The organism is Sporosarcina luteola (genome assembly GCF_023715535.1).
Classification (GTDB): Bacteria; Bacillota; Bacilli; order Bacillales_A; family Planococcaceae; genus Sporosarcina; species Sporosarcina luteola_B.
In genome coordinates, this window is record NZ_JAMBOI010000005.1 from 1 (window position 1) to 16,456 (window position 16,456).

Below are 16,456 nucleotides of genomic sequence, written 5' to 3' on the forward strand. Positions count from 1 at the left end.
ATATCTAGGTTAAAATTAAGTTGGGCCATTTTCCATTCCTCCAAATGTTTATCGTGGTTGAAAACATTTTATCACAGGGGATGGAAAAGGCCTTTTCCTATTTACACAATTATATGGACTCAATCTTCATATGGACTTGCCTGCGCTCAAGAACACGAATCCGCGCTCAAGAATCCGGTTTCGCGCTCAAGAACTTGAATCCGCGCTCAAGAATTCGGTTCCGCGCTCAAGAACTCGAATCCGCGCTCAAGAATCCGCCTTCAGCGCTCAAGAAATCAAATCTCCGCTCAAAGTAGTCCCTCCCGCGTCCAAAGAGGCATACAATCATCTCTGTAACTCATTTGCAACTCCCATCCAATAGAGTAATAGACAGAAAGAAAGCGATTACAAAACGATTGAAGAGAGGAGTTGCAGTATGAAGAAGAAATTGTGGTTGGTCTTATTGTTTGCAATGGTGCTTGCCATCAGCGCAGCTTGCAGCAAATCGGAAGAAGGGGAAGCGTCAACGGAAAAAGAAACACCAGCGAAGACGACGCCAGTGTCAGGGGATAACAAAACTGAGGAGCAAGGCACGATCAAAATCGGTGTCCTCGCCTCTTTGACAGGTGCGCTTGAGTCATACGGCAAACAGACAAAGCAAGGCTTCGAGCTAGGTCTTGAATATGCGACGGGCGGTACGATGGAAGTCGCAGGAAAGAAAATCGAAGTTGTTTATGAAGATACGGAAACGAAGCCTGAAGTCGCTGTCCAAAAAGCGACAAAGCTTCTAGAAGAAGATGAAGTCGATTTCCTAGTAGGTTCTTCCAGCTCCGGCGACACACTCGCGGTCCTGCCTCTAGCTGAAGAGTACGAGAAGATCATGATCGTCGAGCCGGCTGTTGCGGATAGTATCACTGGATCGGAATTTAATCCATACATTTTCCGGACGGCGCGTAACTCGTCACAGGATGCCGTCGCGGGAGCTGCTGCAATCGCAGGTCCTGGCGTGAAAATCGCGACATTCGCACCGGATTATTCATTCGGATGGGATGGCGTAGCGGCGTTCAAGAAAGCGGCTGAAGATCTTGGAGCGGAAGTCATCATCGAAGAATTCGCGGATCCTGCAGCAACGGATTTCACATCCAATTTGCAGAAGATCATTGAAGCGAAGCCGGATTATATGTTTGTCGTCTGGGCTGGGGCAAACTCGCCTTGGAACCAGATCGCCGATTTGAAGATGCAAGAGAAAGGCATCAAGATCTCGACAGGTGCACCGGACATTCCGGCGCTTTCCATCATGGAGCCGCTTGTCGGCATGGAAGGATTCTCCGTTTACTATCACACGCTTCCTAACAATGAAGTGAATGATTGGCTCGTTAAGGAACATAAGGCGCGCTATAACGGCGAAGTTCCGGATTTATTCACACCGGGCGGCATGTCCGCAGCGATCGCAATTGTCGAAGCGTTGACGAAGTCGAATGGCGATGCGGATGGCAACGAACTGATTAAAGTAATGGAAGGAATGTCTTTCGAAACGCCGAAAGGGACGATGACATTCAGGGCAGAGGATCACCAAGCATTGCAAACGCTTTACTCCATCAAGCTTGAAAAGCAGGATGGCGTCCCGTATCCGGTTCCGGTTCTCATAAGAGAGCTTTCGGCTGATGAAACCGAGCCGCCGATCAAAAACTAATAACCTGCGGGAATAAAATACAGAAGGACAGTGGCATCGCTGTCCTTCTCAATCGGATCAAATTGCTTGTTTCATCCGATTGAGAAGGACGGGGAAGGGGGAGAACGATTGGAACCGATCATACGAACAGAAAACCTGACAATTCGATTCGGGGGACATACGGCCGTATCGCATGTGAATTTTGAAATGCCGCCACGGCACTTGAAGTCAATCATCGGGCCGAACGGGGCAGGCAAAACGACATTTTTCAATTTATTGAGCGGCGAGTTGAGACCTACGGAAGGGGACGTCTTCTTCAAGGGGGAATCGATGGCTTCCTTATCGGCTGTAGCCCGGACGCGGAAGGGACTCGGACGTTCATTCCAAATTACGAACGTGTTTCCGAATTTGACCGTGCTGGAAAATGTCCGGCTTGCTGTCCAATCAAAAGAGAAGATCCGCTATCAAATGGTCCGCCACTTCCTTCATTATAAGCAGCTTATTGAAGAGGCGGAGAAGTTGATTGCCCTCGTGTTGCTTGACGGCAAGGAGCACGCAATTGCGAGCCAATTATCACACGGGGAGAAGCGGAAGCTCGAAATCGCGATGCTTCTTGCGCTAGATACGGAAGTTCTGCTTCTCGATGAACCGACCGCCGGCATGTCCCTTGAGGAAGTGCCAGCGATATTGGACGTCATCCGGAAGATCAAACAGACCGGAGAGAAGACGATTTTGTTGATTGAACACAAGATGGATATGATTTTAGATCTGTCGGATTCAATTATGGTTCTGTTCAACGGAAAGCTGTTGGCGGATGGGAGCCCGCAGGAAATCATGGACAATGAGACCGTCCAAAATGCGTATTTGGGAGGACTTTATGATGAAAACCTTGCTGAAAGTTGAGGACATCCATACGCATATCGGCCAGTACCATATCCTTCAAGGGGTTTTCTTCGAAGCGCGAGAAGGGGAAGTGAGCGTGCTGCTCGGGCGCAACGGGGCGGGGAAGACGACGACGTTGAAGACGATAATGGGATTGACGCCCGCTTCGAAAGGCGCGGTCGTTTTCAATGGACAGGACATCACGAAAAAGGCAACATATACGATTGCGAACGGCGGCATCGGCTATGTGCCGGAAGACCAGGGCATCTTTGCAGACTTGACCGTCGAGGAGAATATGAAAGTCGCCATGCGTAAGGAAGACGAAGCGGCATATAAGCGGCAGGATTATGTGCTACAGCTTTTCCCGGATTTGAAGACGTTTTGGAAGAAGGACGGGGGTCATCTGTCAGGTGGGCAGAAACAGATGCTTGCGATGGCGCGGGCGTTCGTCAATGACAGCAAGCTGCTACTCATCGATGAACCGTCAAAAGGCCTCGCGCCGATCATCATCGAGAAGGTGATGGAGGCAATCACGGAAATGAAAAAGAGCACGACAATTGTGCTCGTTGAACAGAATTTCATGATGGCGAGCAGGATAGGCGATCGATATACACTCATTGATGACGGGGAAACGGTCCATGCCGGCGAGATGGCGGATCTGATCCATAATGAAGAAGTGAAACGAAAATACTTAGGAATCGGATGAAGGGGGCTGCACGATGGAATTACTCATCAATTTGACGGTGAACGGTTTGGCGACGGGCATGCTCATCTTCCTTCTCGCTTCCGGTTTGACGCTCATTTTTGGTTTGATGAGCGTGCTGAATTTCGCGCATGGCGGGCTGTTTGCGTGGGGCGCTTACTCGGGTGTCTGGTTTTATACATTGTCGGGAAGCTTTGTCATCGGCATCATCGGCGCCATCATTACCGGAATTATTCTCGGTTTCATTACCGAAAAGCTCATTATTACTCCGGTGTACGGCAATCACGTCCAACAGATCCTCATTACGCTCGGCTTCATGCTTGTGCTGACGGAGCTGTTGAAAGTCGTCTGGGGTCCGAATCAAATGGCGGCGAAAGTGCCGTCATACTTGGCGGGAAGCTGGGAATTCGGGGATGTCCTCATTATCAAATACCGGCTGTTCATCATTATCGTCGGCTTCCTCGTTTTCGGCGTCTTCCAGTACATGCTGCAGAAGACGAAAATCGGCTTGATCGTCAGGGCTGGCGTCATGGATAAAGACATGGTGCAGGCGCTTGGCATTAATATAAAGCGCGTTTTCTTGTACGTCTTCATGGCGGGTTCTGCGCTTGCGGCGTTAAGCGGGGTATTGATGGCTCCTTATTCCGGAGTCATTTACGCGGAAATGGGCTTTGAATTTGCAATTTTGGCATTCATCGTCGTTGTCATCGGCGGGATGGGCAGCTTTCCGGGTTCTTTGTTTGCCGCCATTCTGGTCGGCCTTGCGGGAAGCTATATGGCGTATTACGTTCCAGCTCTATCACTTGCGGTCAATATGATGCTCATGGCCATCGTATTAATTTTCCGTCCGCAAGGGCTTTTCACGGCAAAGGGGTGACGGCATGAAAACTAAATTTCAATGGAACACCCTGTTTCTCGGAGTGATTGTTCTCGTGCTCGCCGTTTTCCCGTTCGTATCGGATTCCAGAACATGGACGATTCTTTTGACACAGATTTTCATCTTTTCGATTTTGGCAATGAGCTATGATATTTTGCTCGGCTATACGGGCATTGTGTCGTTCGGGCATGCGATGTTCTTCGGGATGGGGGCGTATACGACAGCCGTTATGCTGAAACGGATGGAGCCTTCGATCGGCGTCTTCATTTTGTCGATTGTTTGCGGGATGCTGATTGCGGCTTTGGTCAGTTTTTTCATCGGACTGCTGACGTTAAGGTTGAAAAGTCATTTCTTCGCGATGCTCACATTGGCCGTTTCCGGATTGTTTCTAGTGCTAGCGGAAAAATGGCGTACGGTGACGCAAGGGAATGACGGTTTTACGTTCAAGGCGCCCGAGTTTTTCAAGGACCGGATGATGTTTTACTTCGTAACGCTCATCTGTCTTGTGCTCGTCTACTTGTTGCTGCGGCGATTCGTCAACTCCCCATTCGGCCGCGTCTTGGTAGCGGTGAGAGAGAATGAACAGCGCACAAGGTCACTTGGCTTTAATACATTGCATTATAAAGTGATTGCGTCCGTCGTTGCGGGAGTCATCGCTAGCTTGGCGGGTTCTCTGTACGCGGTATCGTTACGGTTCGTCAACACGAGCGTACTGACGATGGATATCACGCTTGACGCATTGCTCATGACGATCATCGGCGGCGTCGGAACGTTGATTGGCCCGATTGTCGGTGCAGGTGTCATCGAATTGACGCAGCATTATTTATCCGGATTGGCGAAAGATTATCCGATTTTCGAACGATGGATCATATTCTTCGGCATCGTCTATATCCTGGCGGTGATCTTCTTCCCGCGCGGCATCGTTGGAACGGTTCGTGAAAAGCTTTGGAAGCGGAAAACGAAAACACGGCCTGTCGGGAAGGGGGAGGTCTCATGACGGTTGTCGGGATTGTCAGTACAGGCACATATATCCCATCGACAAAAATGTCTGCTGCAGAAATCGCTGAACGGTCCGGATTGCCCGCGGACGTTGTGAAAACGAAGATGGGGATTACGGAAAAACCGATTCCCGGGGAGCATGATCACACCGTCGCGATGGGCGTCTGGGCGGCTCGCCAGGCGCTCCGGAAAGGGCAAGTCGACCCGAAGGAAATCGACGTCATCATCTATATCGGTGAAGAGCATAAGGAATATCCGTTATGGACCGCCGCCATCAAGATGCAGGAGGAGCTTGGCGCTTATCACGCTTGGGCCTTTGATGTAGCGCTCCGTTGCGGTACAACAATCATGGCAATGAAAGTGGCGAAAAGTCTTATGTTGGCGGACCCGGACATCCGGACAGTCCTTCTCGCTGGCGGTTATCGGAACGGTGATTTTATCGATTATGGCAATGAAAGGACCCGCTTCATGTTCAACTTGGCTGCAGGCGGGGCTGCGATGATTCTGCGGCGCGACCACACGGAAAACATCGTACTCGAGGCGGAGCTCATTACAGACGGATCCTTTTCCGAGGATGTCGTCGTTCCGGTCGGCGGGACGAAAAAGCCGTTGACGGCAAGTGATCTTGAAGAAGGGCTATATCGCCTTGACGTGCTCGATCCGATTGGCATGAAAGCGCGGCTCGAACAGAAATCGATGGAAAACTTCCTGAAGGTCATCCGCAGTTCATTGCAGAAAAGCGGGTTTACGGAGAAAGACATCGATTATCTAGCGATCCTGCATATGAAGAAATCGGCGCATGATTTCGTCCTGCGGGAGCTCGGTCTGAATGATGGCCAATCAATCTACTTACACGAATACGGGCATATCGGACAGATGGACCAGATTTTGTCTTTGGAGCTTGCTATAGAAGAGAATAAGTTGAACGATGGACATATCGCCGTTCTCGTCAGCGCAGGCATCGGGTATGCATGGGGGGCAATCACGGTGAAATGGGGAAAAAGTGAGGGGAGAAGTAACATGTCACTTCAAAAAGTGGGACTGAAGAAAGTGGAACTGGCGAACAATGAAAAAATCGCCTATCGGGAAAGGGAAGGCGGCGAGCAGGTTGTCGTCCTTGTCCACGGCAATATGACATCGTCGAAGCATTGGGACGTCCTGATGGATAGCATGAATACGAAGTATAAGATTTACGCACCGGATCTCCGAGGGTTCGGGGAATCGACGTACAACGAAAGAGTGACGGGCATCCGTGACTTTTCGGAGGACTTGGCGGGCTTTATTGAGACATTAGAACTTGAAAAATTTCACTTAGTCGGCTGGTCGACGGGTGGGGCTGTCTGCATGCAATTTGTGGCGGATCATCCGGGAAAATGTGAAAAGCTAGTGCTGCTCGCATCGGCATCTACTCGCGGCTATCCGTTTTTCGGGACGAATGAGGATGGCGGTCCTGATCCCGAACATCGGCTCCAGACGATTGAAGATGTCGAGCAGGACGCCGGCAAGACGCTCGCGATGCAAGGACTTTATGACAATAAAAACCGAGATGGGCTGAAGGCTGTATGGAATGCATTAATCTACACGCATAACCAGCCGGAACCATCGAAATACGATGAATATGTGGACGATATGCTCACCCAGCGGAATTTGGCGGATGTGTATCATTCGCTGAACACGTTCAATATTAGTACCAATACTAACGGCGTCAATGAAGGGACCGACCAGGCGAAAGATATCGACATTCCAGTTCTCGTGCTTCACGGCGACCGCGACTATGTCGTGTCGGCAAAGATGCAGGAGGAAATCATGGAAGACCTCGGCGATAATGCAACATTCATTTCACTTGAAGATATGGGGCATTCACCGCTGGTCGATAATCTGGAGAAACTAAAGAATACAATTGAATCGTTTCTAGAATAAGGAGTGGACAGCATGAGATTATCAGGAAAAGTGGCCATCATCACGGGTGGTGCGAACGGAATCGGACTCGCTGCGTGCGAGCGTTTTGCGGAAGAAGGGGCTTCCGTCATCATGGCTGATTTTGATGAAAAGTCCGGGAAAGAACAAGAATCGCTCTTGAAAGAAAAAGGGCATGACGTCACATTCGTGCAAGTGGATGTCGTCGACCGCGAAAGTGTCGATCTTCTTGTGGAACAAACGATTGAACAACACGGAAAAATCGATGTGCTGATCAATAATGCTGGGATTACGAGAGACGCGACCCTCCTAAAAATGGACCCTGCGGATTTCCAACGGGTGCTTGACGTCAACTTGACGGGCGTCTTCAACTGTACGCAAGCAGTTGCGCCACATATGATTTCGGCAAGCAAAGGGAAAATCATTAATACATCATCCGTCAGCGGCGTGTATGGGAATTTCGGACAGACGAATTACGCGGCGACAAAAGCTGCGGTCGTCGGGATGACGAAGACATGGGCGAAGGAACTTGGCCGCAAGGGAATCAATGTCAATGCAGTGGCGCCTGGATTCACGGCGACAGCGATGGTCGAAAAGATGCCTGAGAACATCATCAAGCAAATGGCATCCGTCGTTTCATTGCAACGGCTTGGGAAGCCTGAAGACATTGCGAATGCGTATCTTTTCTTGGCAAGCTCTGAATCGGACTATGTTCACGGACATGTTTTACATGTTGACGGCGGCATAATGATGTAAGGGAAGGAGGGGTTCCGCGTGTTCCATGAGCATGGCTGGATATTGAAAAGGGCCGCACTCTCCGCGGAACGGCCCGCATTGATCGACGTCCATACGGAAACGTGCTGGACATACAACGATTTAAAAGACCGGATCTTGCGCTGGGCATCATTCTTCCGAGAGCAAGGCTATGAAAAAGGCGATCGTATCGCCGTCTATTCACCGAACAGTCCGGAGCTCTTCGCCGTGCTCTTCGCCTGCGAGCTGCAAGGATTGATCTACGTCCCGCTCAATTGGCGGCTGAGTCAAATGGAATTGAATTCGCTGCTGGATGATTGCACGCCTGTCTTGCTCCTCTTCCATGATGATTTTGAAGATTGTATGGGTGGATTGACTGTGAAGGGATCGATTTCACTTTCGATTATCGAGACGGTGCTCCCGCCTGCAAACTGGCAGCCAACGGATCACGGTAATCGTTCGGACACGTGGATGATCATCTACACGGGGGGCACGACCGGGTTGCCGAAAGGAGTCATGCTTTCCTATGATGCGGTCAACTGGAATGCACTCAACACGATCACGAGCTGGGGATTGTCGGATCGCGACACGACGATCAATTATATGCCTCTTTTCCATACAGGCGGATTGAACGCATTATGCATCCCGTTGCTCATGTCGGGCGGCACGGTCGTCATTGGACATCAATTCAACCCGGAAGAAGCATTGTTGGCAACGGATCAATATGAAGCGACAATTTCTTTATTTGTTCCAACGATGTATCAGATGATGATCCAGACACCCTATTTCCATCAATCTTCCTTCCCGTCGATGAATGTATTCCTATCGGGCGGCGCGCCTTGTCCAAAGACGATCTATCAATCATTCCATCGGAAAGGTTTGCGCTTCAAGGAAGGATACGGGTTGACGGAGGCGGGACCGAATAACTTTTTCATCCGCCCTGAAGATGCAGTGCGTAAAATCGGATCGGTTGGGAAAAGCATGTTGTTTAATGAAATACAAGTGCTGGACGAAAAAGGGAATCGATGTGTGGATGGTGAAATCGGGGAATTATTGCTGAGAGGTCCGCATTTGTTTTCGGGCTATTGGAATAAATTGAGTGAAACAGAGGAAGTCGTGAAAGACGGTTGGCTTCGGACAGGGGATCTCGCTAAAATTGACGATGACGGGGACGCATTTATCGTCGGAAGAAAAAAAGATATGATTATTACGGGCGGTGAAAATGTTTATCCACAAGAAGTGGAACAATGCCTCATCACGTACGACGGCATCCGCGAAGCGGCGGTCGTTGGCATGGCTGACGAAGTGTGGGGGGAAACGGTCGTCGCTTTTGTTGCGATTGAAGAGGAAGAACATTTTGATGAAAAGTCATTGATAGTGCATTGCAAGGCAACTCTCGCATCCTATAAAGTTCCGAAAAAATTCATTATCTTGCCGGAGCTTCCAAAAACCCATGTTGGAAAGATTGATAGCGGAAGCCTGTGCAAGATGCTAATGAAGTAATAGGTGTCTCGTAAGCCATTTTTGTGGCTTGGAGATACCTATTTTATTTGATAACATGGAATATAACAAATACGTGAAATTTATATAGTAGATAAAAACATAGTGACACAGACCGGGGGAATGTCGTATGAAGATGGATAGGAAGAAGCTTCATTGCCGCAATGAAATCTTGTCGATTACAAAAAAGCTTGTTGGTATTAAAAGCATTGTTAACACGGATGGAGAAAAGGACATTGCAAAATTCATTTATGATTTTTTGGCCACCCATCCTTATTTTACGGCAAACCGTTCCCAACTCGTTATTGAGCAAACGACCAAAGACGATAGAGAACGATATAACATCCTTGCATTCGTGAAAGGAACAAAGGGAGAAAGCGATCGCACAGTCGTTTTAATGGGGCATCTCGATACGGTCGGAGTTGATGACTTCGGCAAACAGCGTGATTTAGCCTTTTCCCCTGATGAGTGGATGGACTTCTTACAAAATGAGAACATACCGGAACAAGCTAAAAAGCAGTTGGAGTCAGGCGATTGGCTTTTCGGTCGAGGAGTTCTTGACATGAAAAGCGGTCTTGCCAGCAATATGTATTTGCTGACCTATTATGCCGAACATCCTGAACTGCTCGATGGCAACCTCGTCTTCATTGCGGAGTGTGATGAAGAGGACAGCTCCCACGGTATCTTATCTGCTTTACAAACATTGAAAAACTGGAAAAAGGAGCACGCATTTGAATATGTAGCAGCCATTAATAGCGATTTTGTCGCCCCGGCATTTGAAGGTGATGAAAATCGTTATGTATATAAAGGCACGGTCGGCAAGTTATTGCCATCCTTTTTCATTACAGGCGAAGAGACCCATGTCGGATCAGCTTTTGATGGCCTGGACCCGAATTTCATCGCTGCTGAATTAACGAAGCAAATCAACTACAATCCCGATCTGAGTGATACGGCCTTAGAAGAAACAACAATGCCGCCGGTTTCATTGAAACAAACTGATTTAAAACCTTCTTATACTGTCCAAACAGCGCTTTCTGCATATGTGTACTATAATTTCTTCGTCCACTCCTGGTCACCGGAGAAGGTTCTAGATTTACTAAAAGAACAAGCAACAATCGCTTTTACGAATGCACTCACTTCGTTTGAAGAACGCTATCTAACCTATTGCAGGATGAGTGGCCAGCCAACTCGTACAATTCCTTGGAAGCCACGAGTATTTACGTATAGTGAAATGCAAGAGATGTTACTAAATGCACACGGCGATAAATATGATAATCATATGAAAGAGTTCAAAGAGGAATTAATGCAAGATGATACGCTTGATACTCGGATGTTTGCTGCTCGTGTCGTCGAGGAGTCTTGGAAGTTCATGCCGGATAAAAGTCCAGCTATCATCATCTTTTATTCATCATTATACTCACCGCGCGTTGCACTGGCAGGGGATACGGAAGATGAACAAAGACTATTAGATGCATTGGATAATGCAATTAATGCGGTACAGCCGGATTACGACCACCCGATAATTGCAAAAAACTTCTTCCCGCATATATCAGATATGAGTTTCATTGCGATGAGTGATGATATGGATGATATTGGATATATGGTGGAAAATACGCCTTCATGGGGCAAAAAACTACATGTCGCATATGAAGATGTGCACGAGCTGAATATTCCAGTCATCAACATAGGTCCATACGGAATTGACGGCCATAAACAACTTGAGCGGATGGAAATGACATATTCATTGGAGATCGTGCCGAACTTGACGAATCATGTAATTCAGGAAGTCTTAACAAATACGCACGAGTAATGGCGAGCGGCCTACGGGTCGCCGCCATTTTTCATTTCCAATTACACGTTTATTTTTACCGAATCCGCTCAACTATCATAGGCATCAGCCGATATAAGCAACAATGGGATTTTCGATTACGGGGGAGGCTGGGAATAATGGTTGGACGCATTGGAGGAGCGAACGGCATGCAGCAATTAAGCGCGAAAGTGGAAAGCGTAGCACCGGACAGGGGAGTCGTGGTGGCGGAAGTGCAGGCCGTTTCAATACAAAACCAAGAACAGGCAAGGGAAGAACGTCAACTGCCCGTAGAAAAAGCACAGCAGATGACCGATAGTATGAATAAGTTCCTGGAGAGCATGAACACCCAATTACAATTCAAACTGCACAACGAATTAAAGGAATACTACGTGACAATCGTCGACTCGAAAACAGACGAGGTGATCCGAGAGATTCCTTCGAAAAAACTGATGGATGTGTACGCAGCCATGAAGGAGTTTGTCGGATTGCTCATCGACCGGAAAATTTGAGGAGGTACCTAACACATGCGAATTAGCGGACTAGCAACGGGAATGGACACGGAACAAATCATCAAAGACATGATGAAAGCCCACCGCATCCCTTTAGAAAAGGTTACACAGAAAAAACAATACACGGAATGGCAGTTGGATGATTATCGGAGTGTTAATAGAGATCTTTATGCCCGATATAATAATTTGTTCGACACGATCATGAAGCAAAGCACGTTCAATGTGAAGAAAATGAATATATCGAACGAGGATGCTGTCGGCATTCGTGCGTTAAACGCAACAAGTGAGTTCTCGGGAACGATTGCAGTTAAAAGTTTGGCAACACAGGCGACTTTGCATGGTGAATCATTTTTTAACCCAGATAAAAAGCTAATAATTGGCGAAAAAGAAGTAACAGCTGAGGAATTTTCGAAGGCTAAGTTTAGTGAACTTAATTTAGGCACTGGAACAATAAAAATTACAGCACCTAATCAGAAAGCAGTTGACATTGAAATCACCGGCGACTCGACAATTGATTCTGTCCTTAAAGAGATCAATGAAAAGGCAGGTGTAAGCGCATTTTTTGATTCCGGTACAGGTAAAATTGCAATGTCTGCTAAAAATACAGGGCTAGGCACAATTAGCATTTCAGGAGATGCCGATATGCTTAGTAAGCTTAAACTATCCAATACAGAAAGTAAGGCAGGAACAGACGCAGTGTTTACTTTCAATGGTTTAGAAACAACAAGATCATCGAACACATTCACCATAAATGGTTTCGAAATCAACCTGAAACAACCGACAACTGCGCCGGTCACTTTCAGCTCGGCACCAGACACAGACAAAGTGGTCGAGTCGGTCGTCAAGTTCGTGGATGATTATAACAAGCTTATCGAAGACTTGAATAAAAAGATACGTGAGCCGAAATACCGTGATTTCCAGCCACTTTCAGACGAGCAGAAGAAAGACATGAAGGAGAAAGAAATCGAGCTGTGGGAAGAAAAGGCGAAGAGCGGGACTCTACGGAACGATCCTTCTATTTCAAACATGCTTACGAGTTTACGTTCCGTCATGTCTAGTTCTGTTCAAGTTGGTCCGGACCCAAATGATAAGATGAGCTTACATAATCTTGGAATCTCAACTTCCATTAACTTTAAGGACAACGGCAAGCTGATTATTGATGAGACAAAGTTGCGTGAGGCAATCACTGAGGATCCGAATAAAGTATACCAATTGTTCAACAGGAAGCCGACCGACGACAAAAATCCAATAGACGGTGGAATTGCAGTACAGTATCGTAAAGTGGTTGGTGATACGCGTAAAAGCATCGAGCAGAAGGCGGGCTCGGGTGATGTGGTGAACGATACATTCGTCCTGGGTCGCAGCCTAAAAAGCATGGAAAAGCAAATCGAACGTTTCGAAGATCGCCTAAAAATGACCGAAGATCGCTACTGGAGACAGTTCACGGCTATGGAAAAGGCAATCCAACGGGCGAATGCTCAATCGGCAAATATGATGAATATGTTTGGCGGCCAGTAAGAATAGCGAGTAAAAGGGGAATCTGCCAATTTTGGTAATCCCTTAAAAGGAGATCTGCAACTAATGGCTATAAATAATCCATATGCAACATACCAGAACAATTCTGTGAACACATCAACACCAGGTGAATTGACACTCATGCTCTATAATGGATGCTTGAAGTTCATTCATCAGGCGAAGAAGGCAATGGAACAGGGCTATATCGAGGAGAAGAACACGGCGACGCAAAAAGCACAGGCGATTGTGTCGGAACTGATGATCACGTTGGACATGTCTGTTCCGGTATCTGAAAATATGATGGTGCTTTATGACTTTGTCAATAATCGACTGATTGAAGGAAATATAAAAAACGATATTGCGTTCTATAACGAAGCAGCTGAGATTATAACGGAGTTTCGCGATACATGGAAGCAAGTCATTCAGATTAATCGCACGCAGCAGTACGCGAATACGGACGGAATATGATTCGGCCAGCGATGATCCGGTGGAAGGAAGCGGCACATCAGCTCTTATCCGCTACGAGCCGCATCGGGGAAGAGCAGCGAGATGCTGTCATCGATGAAATCAATCAGTTGCTCGATGAAAGAGATGCGCTGCAGACGGAAATCGTCGCACCTTTCACACCGGAAGAAGAACAACTGGGCAAAGACCTCGTTGCACTCGAGAAGGAAGTTGCTGCCGCTCTTGGGTCCTATACAAAATTGATCCGCTCCGATATTACCGCAGCTCAGTCAAAAAAAGTACATGTCAAAAGCTATGTCAATCCATACGGCAAGGTGGCGCGGGACGGAACATTCTACGATACAAAGCAATAATTGGCCAATCAGGTAGCCCTGGTTGGTGTTTTTTTAAATTGGTTGCAGAAGAAGCGATTCGTTTGAAGCAATTGAAATAAAGTGCCCGGAGTTCTTCTGGACTATTGTTTTATATGGAGCTTTTTTACTATTCGTGATACATTGAAAACATAGGCAAGAGATTACTAGAACGAGAAAGGGGGAATGGGTATGGGAGCAGAAAATGTGGATAAATTAAAGCAGGAGCAATTTGCGAAGAAGAACTTCATATTATTCATTACACTCGGAGCTTCAAGCCTGATTGGTGCAATTTATTACTTTGTGACCGGTCAGGATGCGTTGAAGACGATCAGCATGACGATCCCTATGACGACGTCAATTATCTTTTATCTTTTATCAAGGAAATTCAAGTTCTTTGAAAAATTGTTCCCTTGGGTCATCGTCGGAATTTCAGGGGCCGCAGCAATTTTTAACGGTGTTGTCGGGGATCCGTCCATTGCGACTGCAGGCATTGCGTTCTTCATTGCGGGAATCGCAAGCGTACACGTTTCGATGCGGATCATGTCTTTCGGTTTCGTCATGTCCATGCTCGTGCTGATCGTGTTTTTGACGAAATACCCTCATCAGGAACAGATTGCGTCAAGCAAAGGAAGCATGGTCCTGCCGCTCCTCCTCATGGCTGTCGGGCTGCTGATCCAAATCAGTCAAACGAAGAAGCTTGAGGCGCGTGTGAATCAATTCACGGCAGAGCAGTCGGAGTTGGCACTGGAAGAGGAACGGAAGCATCGCAGCTTGAATAAAAACGTTGAGCAAGTGGCGGATGATCTCATGTCGATTGGCGCGACTGCTGAGCAGCATCTCGCTTCCCAGCAGGAATTGCTCGGCATTATGAACACCCTTGCCGTGGGAGTGGAGCAGGAAGCCGAGCAGATCGGCAGAATAGCCCAAAATGCTGAGCGGACACAGACCGATGTGTTGAAAATGCAAGATGAGACTCATTCGATGGTTGCGGAAGTATCGGAATTGCGCAGAGAGTCCACTGAAATTGTACACATGATGCGCAATGTGCGTACCGGCATGGAAGAGGTCGAGCTGCTATTGAATGAATTGAATGGTTCATTCGGCACGCTCACGCAAAATATTGAACAAACAAACGCACTTGCCAAATCGATTGAGACGATCACCGGACAGACGAATCTGTTGGCATTGAATGCATCGATCGAGGCGGCGCGCGCTGGCGATCACGGAAAAGGGTTTGCAGTCGTTGCGGAAGAAATCCGGAAGCTAGCCAATATGACCGCCGAGACGTTGACGAAAATCAATGGCAACTTGAATGATGTCAATACGATGAACGGCCAGTCGCAGGGAAATTTGGCAGCAAGCACCGGAAAACTGAAGTCGCAAGGAGCGATGACCGTTCAGGCGGAAAAGAAAATCGAATTGATGCACCAGACGTTGGATGGACTCCATCGAAGATTTGAAATGTTTGATGCTAAAATGAAAGTCATTGCGGATGAGACCTCCGGCATAGGTGAAATGACGGTCGCATTTGCGGATCTGCTGGCGCAATCAAGCGCTTCCGTTGAAGAGGTGAATGCAACCGTACACGCAACTGTCGCAGATAACGAACGTATCGTCAGAACATTGGACGGAACAATGAGGCGGACGAAAGAATTGGTTGAAGTTCGATAATTGTTCCCAGATTTGGTATACTGAAAATAGGGAATAGATGAGTAACCAGTTAAACTGGCAGAAAAGCCGATAAACTCCAACGTGATGAATCCGTCACAATTCGACAAGATTTTAATTTTCCTTCGAATAAAAGAAGGAGATTAGAATATAGATGTAGAAGTACACAGTAACGGTTAATTAAAGGAGGAGTTCATATGCTAGACTTTAACATCCGAGGGGAAAACCTTGAGGTAACTCCGGCAATTCGTGAGTACGTCGAGAAGAAAGTACTGAAACTCGAAAGATACTTCACAGAGGGCGCGAATGCAACAGCCCATGTAAACCTGAAAGTGTATAACGACAAACAGACTAAAGTGGAAATTACAATTCCGATGAAGAATTTGACTCTTCGGGCGGAAGAACGCCATGATGATATGTACGCGGCAATCGATCTGATCGTCGACAAGCTCGAGCGTCAAATCAGGAAATATAAAACAAGAGTGAACCGCAAATTCCGCGAACGCGAAGGCGTCGCAGCCTTCCTCCAATCCGTTGAGAAGGAAAGAAGCAATAATGAAGAGCAGACAAACGATGAATCTGATTTTGAAGTCGTCCGCACAAAGCAATTCGATTTGAAGCCGATGGACCAAGAGGAAGCCATCCTTCAAATGAACATGCTCGGCCACAGCTTCTTCATCTTCACAGACGCCGATTCCGACGGTACACACATCGTGTATAAGCGTAAAGACGGAAGATACGGATTAATCGAAACCAACTAAATGAATATGCATCGCCCCCGGAGAAATCCGGGGGTTTTATTGATGATAAATGTTTTTTTGAAAAATCCGTTCTAAATTGCCCGGACTATTTGC

Annotated in this window: 15 protein-coding genes and 1 pseudogene; all 16 read left to right on the forward strand. The window is 47.4% G+C overall.

All coding sequences use genetic code 11. The annotated features are described in order from the left end of the window. Window positions 1-415 precede the first annotated feature (415 nt). The gene (locus M3191_RS11470; RefSeq protein ID WP_251700526.1) at window positions 416-1,672 is read left to right on the forward strand and encodes a substrate-binding domain-containing protein; all 1,257 of its coding nucleotides are present in this window, start codon (window positions 416-418) and stop codon (window positions 1,670-1,672) included. A gap of 108 nt (window positions 1,673-1,780) precedes the next feature. Further along, window positions 1,781-2,554 carry an ABC transporter ATP-binding protein gene (locus M3191_RS11475; RefSeq protein WP_251700527.1) on the forward strand — a complete coding sequence of 258 codons (774 nt, stop codon included), beginning with the start codon at window positions 1,781-1,783 and terminating at the stop codon, window positions 2,552-2,554. After that, complete coding sequence (locus M3191_RS11480; RefSeq protein ID WP_251700528.1) at window positions 2,532-3,239, forward strand: ABC transporter ATP-binding protein; 708 nt, start codon at window positions 2,532-2,534, stop codon at window positions 3,237-3,239. Before M3191_RS11475 ends, M3191_RS11480 begins: the two co-directional genes overlap by 23 nt. Before the next feature lie 13 nt (window positions 3,240-3,252). Further along, window positions 3,253-4,113: a branched-chain amino acid ABC transporter permease gene (locus M3191_RS11485; RefSeq protein ID WP_251700529.1), complete on the forward strand. Its 861-nt coding sequence runs from the start codon at window positions 3,253-3,255 to the stop codon at window positions 4,111-4,113. Between the two features lie 4 nt (window positions 4,114-4,117). Continuing rightward, window positions 4,118-5,110, forward strand: coding sequence for a branched-chain amino acid ABC transporter permease (locus tag M3191_RS11490; RefSeq protein WP_251700530.1), 993 nt, complete (start codon window positions 4,118-4,120; stop codon window positions 5,108-5,110). Further along, window positions 5,107-6,111, forward strand: a pseudogene (locus M3191_RS11495) (3-oxoacyl-ACP synthase); the annotation flags it as partial. The gene M3191_RS11490 and the pseudogene M3191_RS11495, both read left to right, overlap by 4 nt. A 21-nt stretch (window positions 6,112-6,132) precedes the next feature. Then, window positions 6,133-7,032: an intracellular short-chain-length polyhydroxyalkanoate depolymerase gene (gene phaZ, locus M3191_RS11500; RefSeq protein WP_251700697.1), complete on the forward strand. Its 900-nt coding sequence runs from the start codon at window positions 6,133-6,135 to the stop codon at window positions 7,030-7,032. A 12-nt stretch (window positions 7,033-7,044) separates the two neighbouring features. Continuing rightward, the gene (fabG, locus tag M3191_RS11505) at window positions 7,045-7,785 is read left to right on the forward strand and encodes a 3-oxoacyl-ACP reductase FabG (RefSeq protein ID WP_251700531.1); all 741 of its coding nucleotides are present in this window, start codon (window positions 7,045-7,047) and stop codon (window positions 7,783-7,785) included. An 18-nt stretch (window positions 7,786-7,803) separates the two neighbouring features. Continuing rightward, complete coding sequence (locus M3191_RS11510; RefSeq protein ID WP_251700532.1) at window positions 7,804-9,285, forward strand: acyl-CoA synthetase; 1,482 nt, start codon at window positions 7,804-7,806, stop codon at window positions 9,283-9,285. Between the two features lie 127 nt (window positions 9,286-9,412). Further along, on the forward strand, window positions 9,413-11,092 hold the full coding sequence (locus M3191_RS11515; protein ID WP_251700533.1) for a M20/M25/M40 family metallo-hydrolase: 1,680 nt from the start codon (window positions 9,413-9,415) through the stop codon (window positions 11,090-11,092). A gap of 137 nt (window positions 11,093-11,229) precedes the next feature. Next, complete coding sequence (gene flaG, locus M3191_RS11520; protein WP_251700534.1) at window positions 11,230-11,601, forward strand: flagellar protein FlaG; 372 nt, start codon at window positions 11,230-11,232, stop codon at window positions 11,599-11,601. Window positions 11,602-11,616: 15 nt separating this feature from the next. Further along, window positions 11,617-13,119, forward strand: coding sequence for a flagellar hook-associated protein 2 (locus tag M3191_RS11525; protein ID WP_251700535.1), 1,503 nt, complete (start codon window positions 11,617-11,619; stop codon window positions 13,117-13,119). A gap of 63 nt (window positions 13,120-13,182) precedes the next feature. After that, window positions 13,183-13,584, forward strand: coding sequence for a flagellar export chaperone FliS (gene fliS / locus M3191_RS11530; protein WP_251700536.1), 402 nt, complete (start codon window positions 13,183-13,185; stop codon window positions 13,582-13,584). 11 nt (window positions 13,585-13,595) lie between these two features. Beyond that, window positions 13,596-13,934 carry a hypothetical protein gene (locus tag M3191_RS11535; protein WP_251700537.1) on the forward strand — a complete coding sequence of 113 codons (339 nt, stop codon included), beginning with the start codon at window positions 13,596-13,598 and terminating at the stop codon, window positions 13,932-13,934. Between the two features lie 189 nt (window positions 13,935-14,123). Then, complete coding sequence (locus M3191_RS11540) at window positions 14,124-15,605, forward strand: methyl-accepting chemotaxis protein (protein WP_251700538.1); 1,482 nt, start codon at window positions 14,124-14,126, stop codon at window positions 15,603-15,605. A 194-nt stretch (window positions 15,606-15,799) separates the two neighbouring features. Then, window positions 15,800-16,363, forward strand: coding sequence for a ribosome hibernation-promoting factor, HPF/YfiA family (gene hpf, locus M3191_RS11545; protein WP_251700539.1), 564 nt, complete (start codon window positions 15,800-15,802; stop codon window positions 16,361-16,363). Window positions 16,364-16,456: the final 93 nt, after the last annotated feature.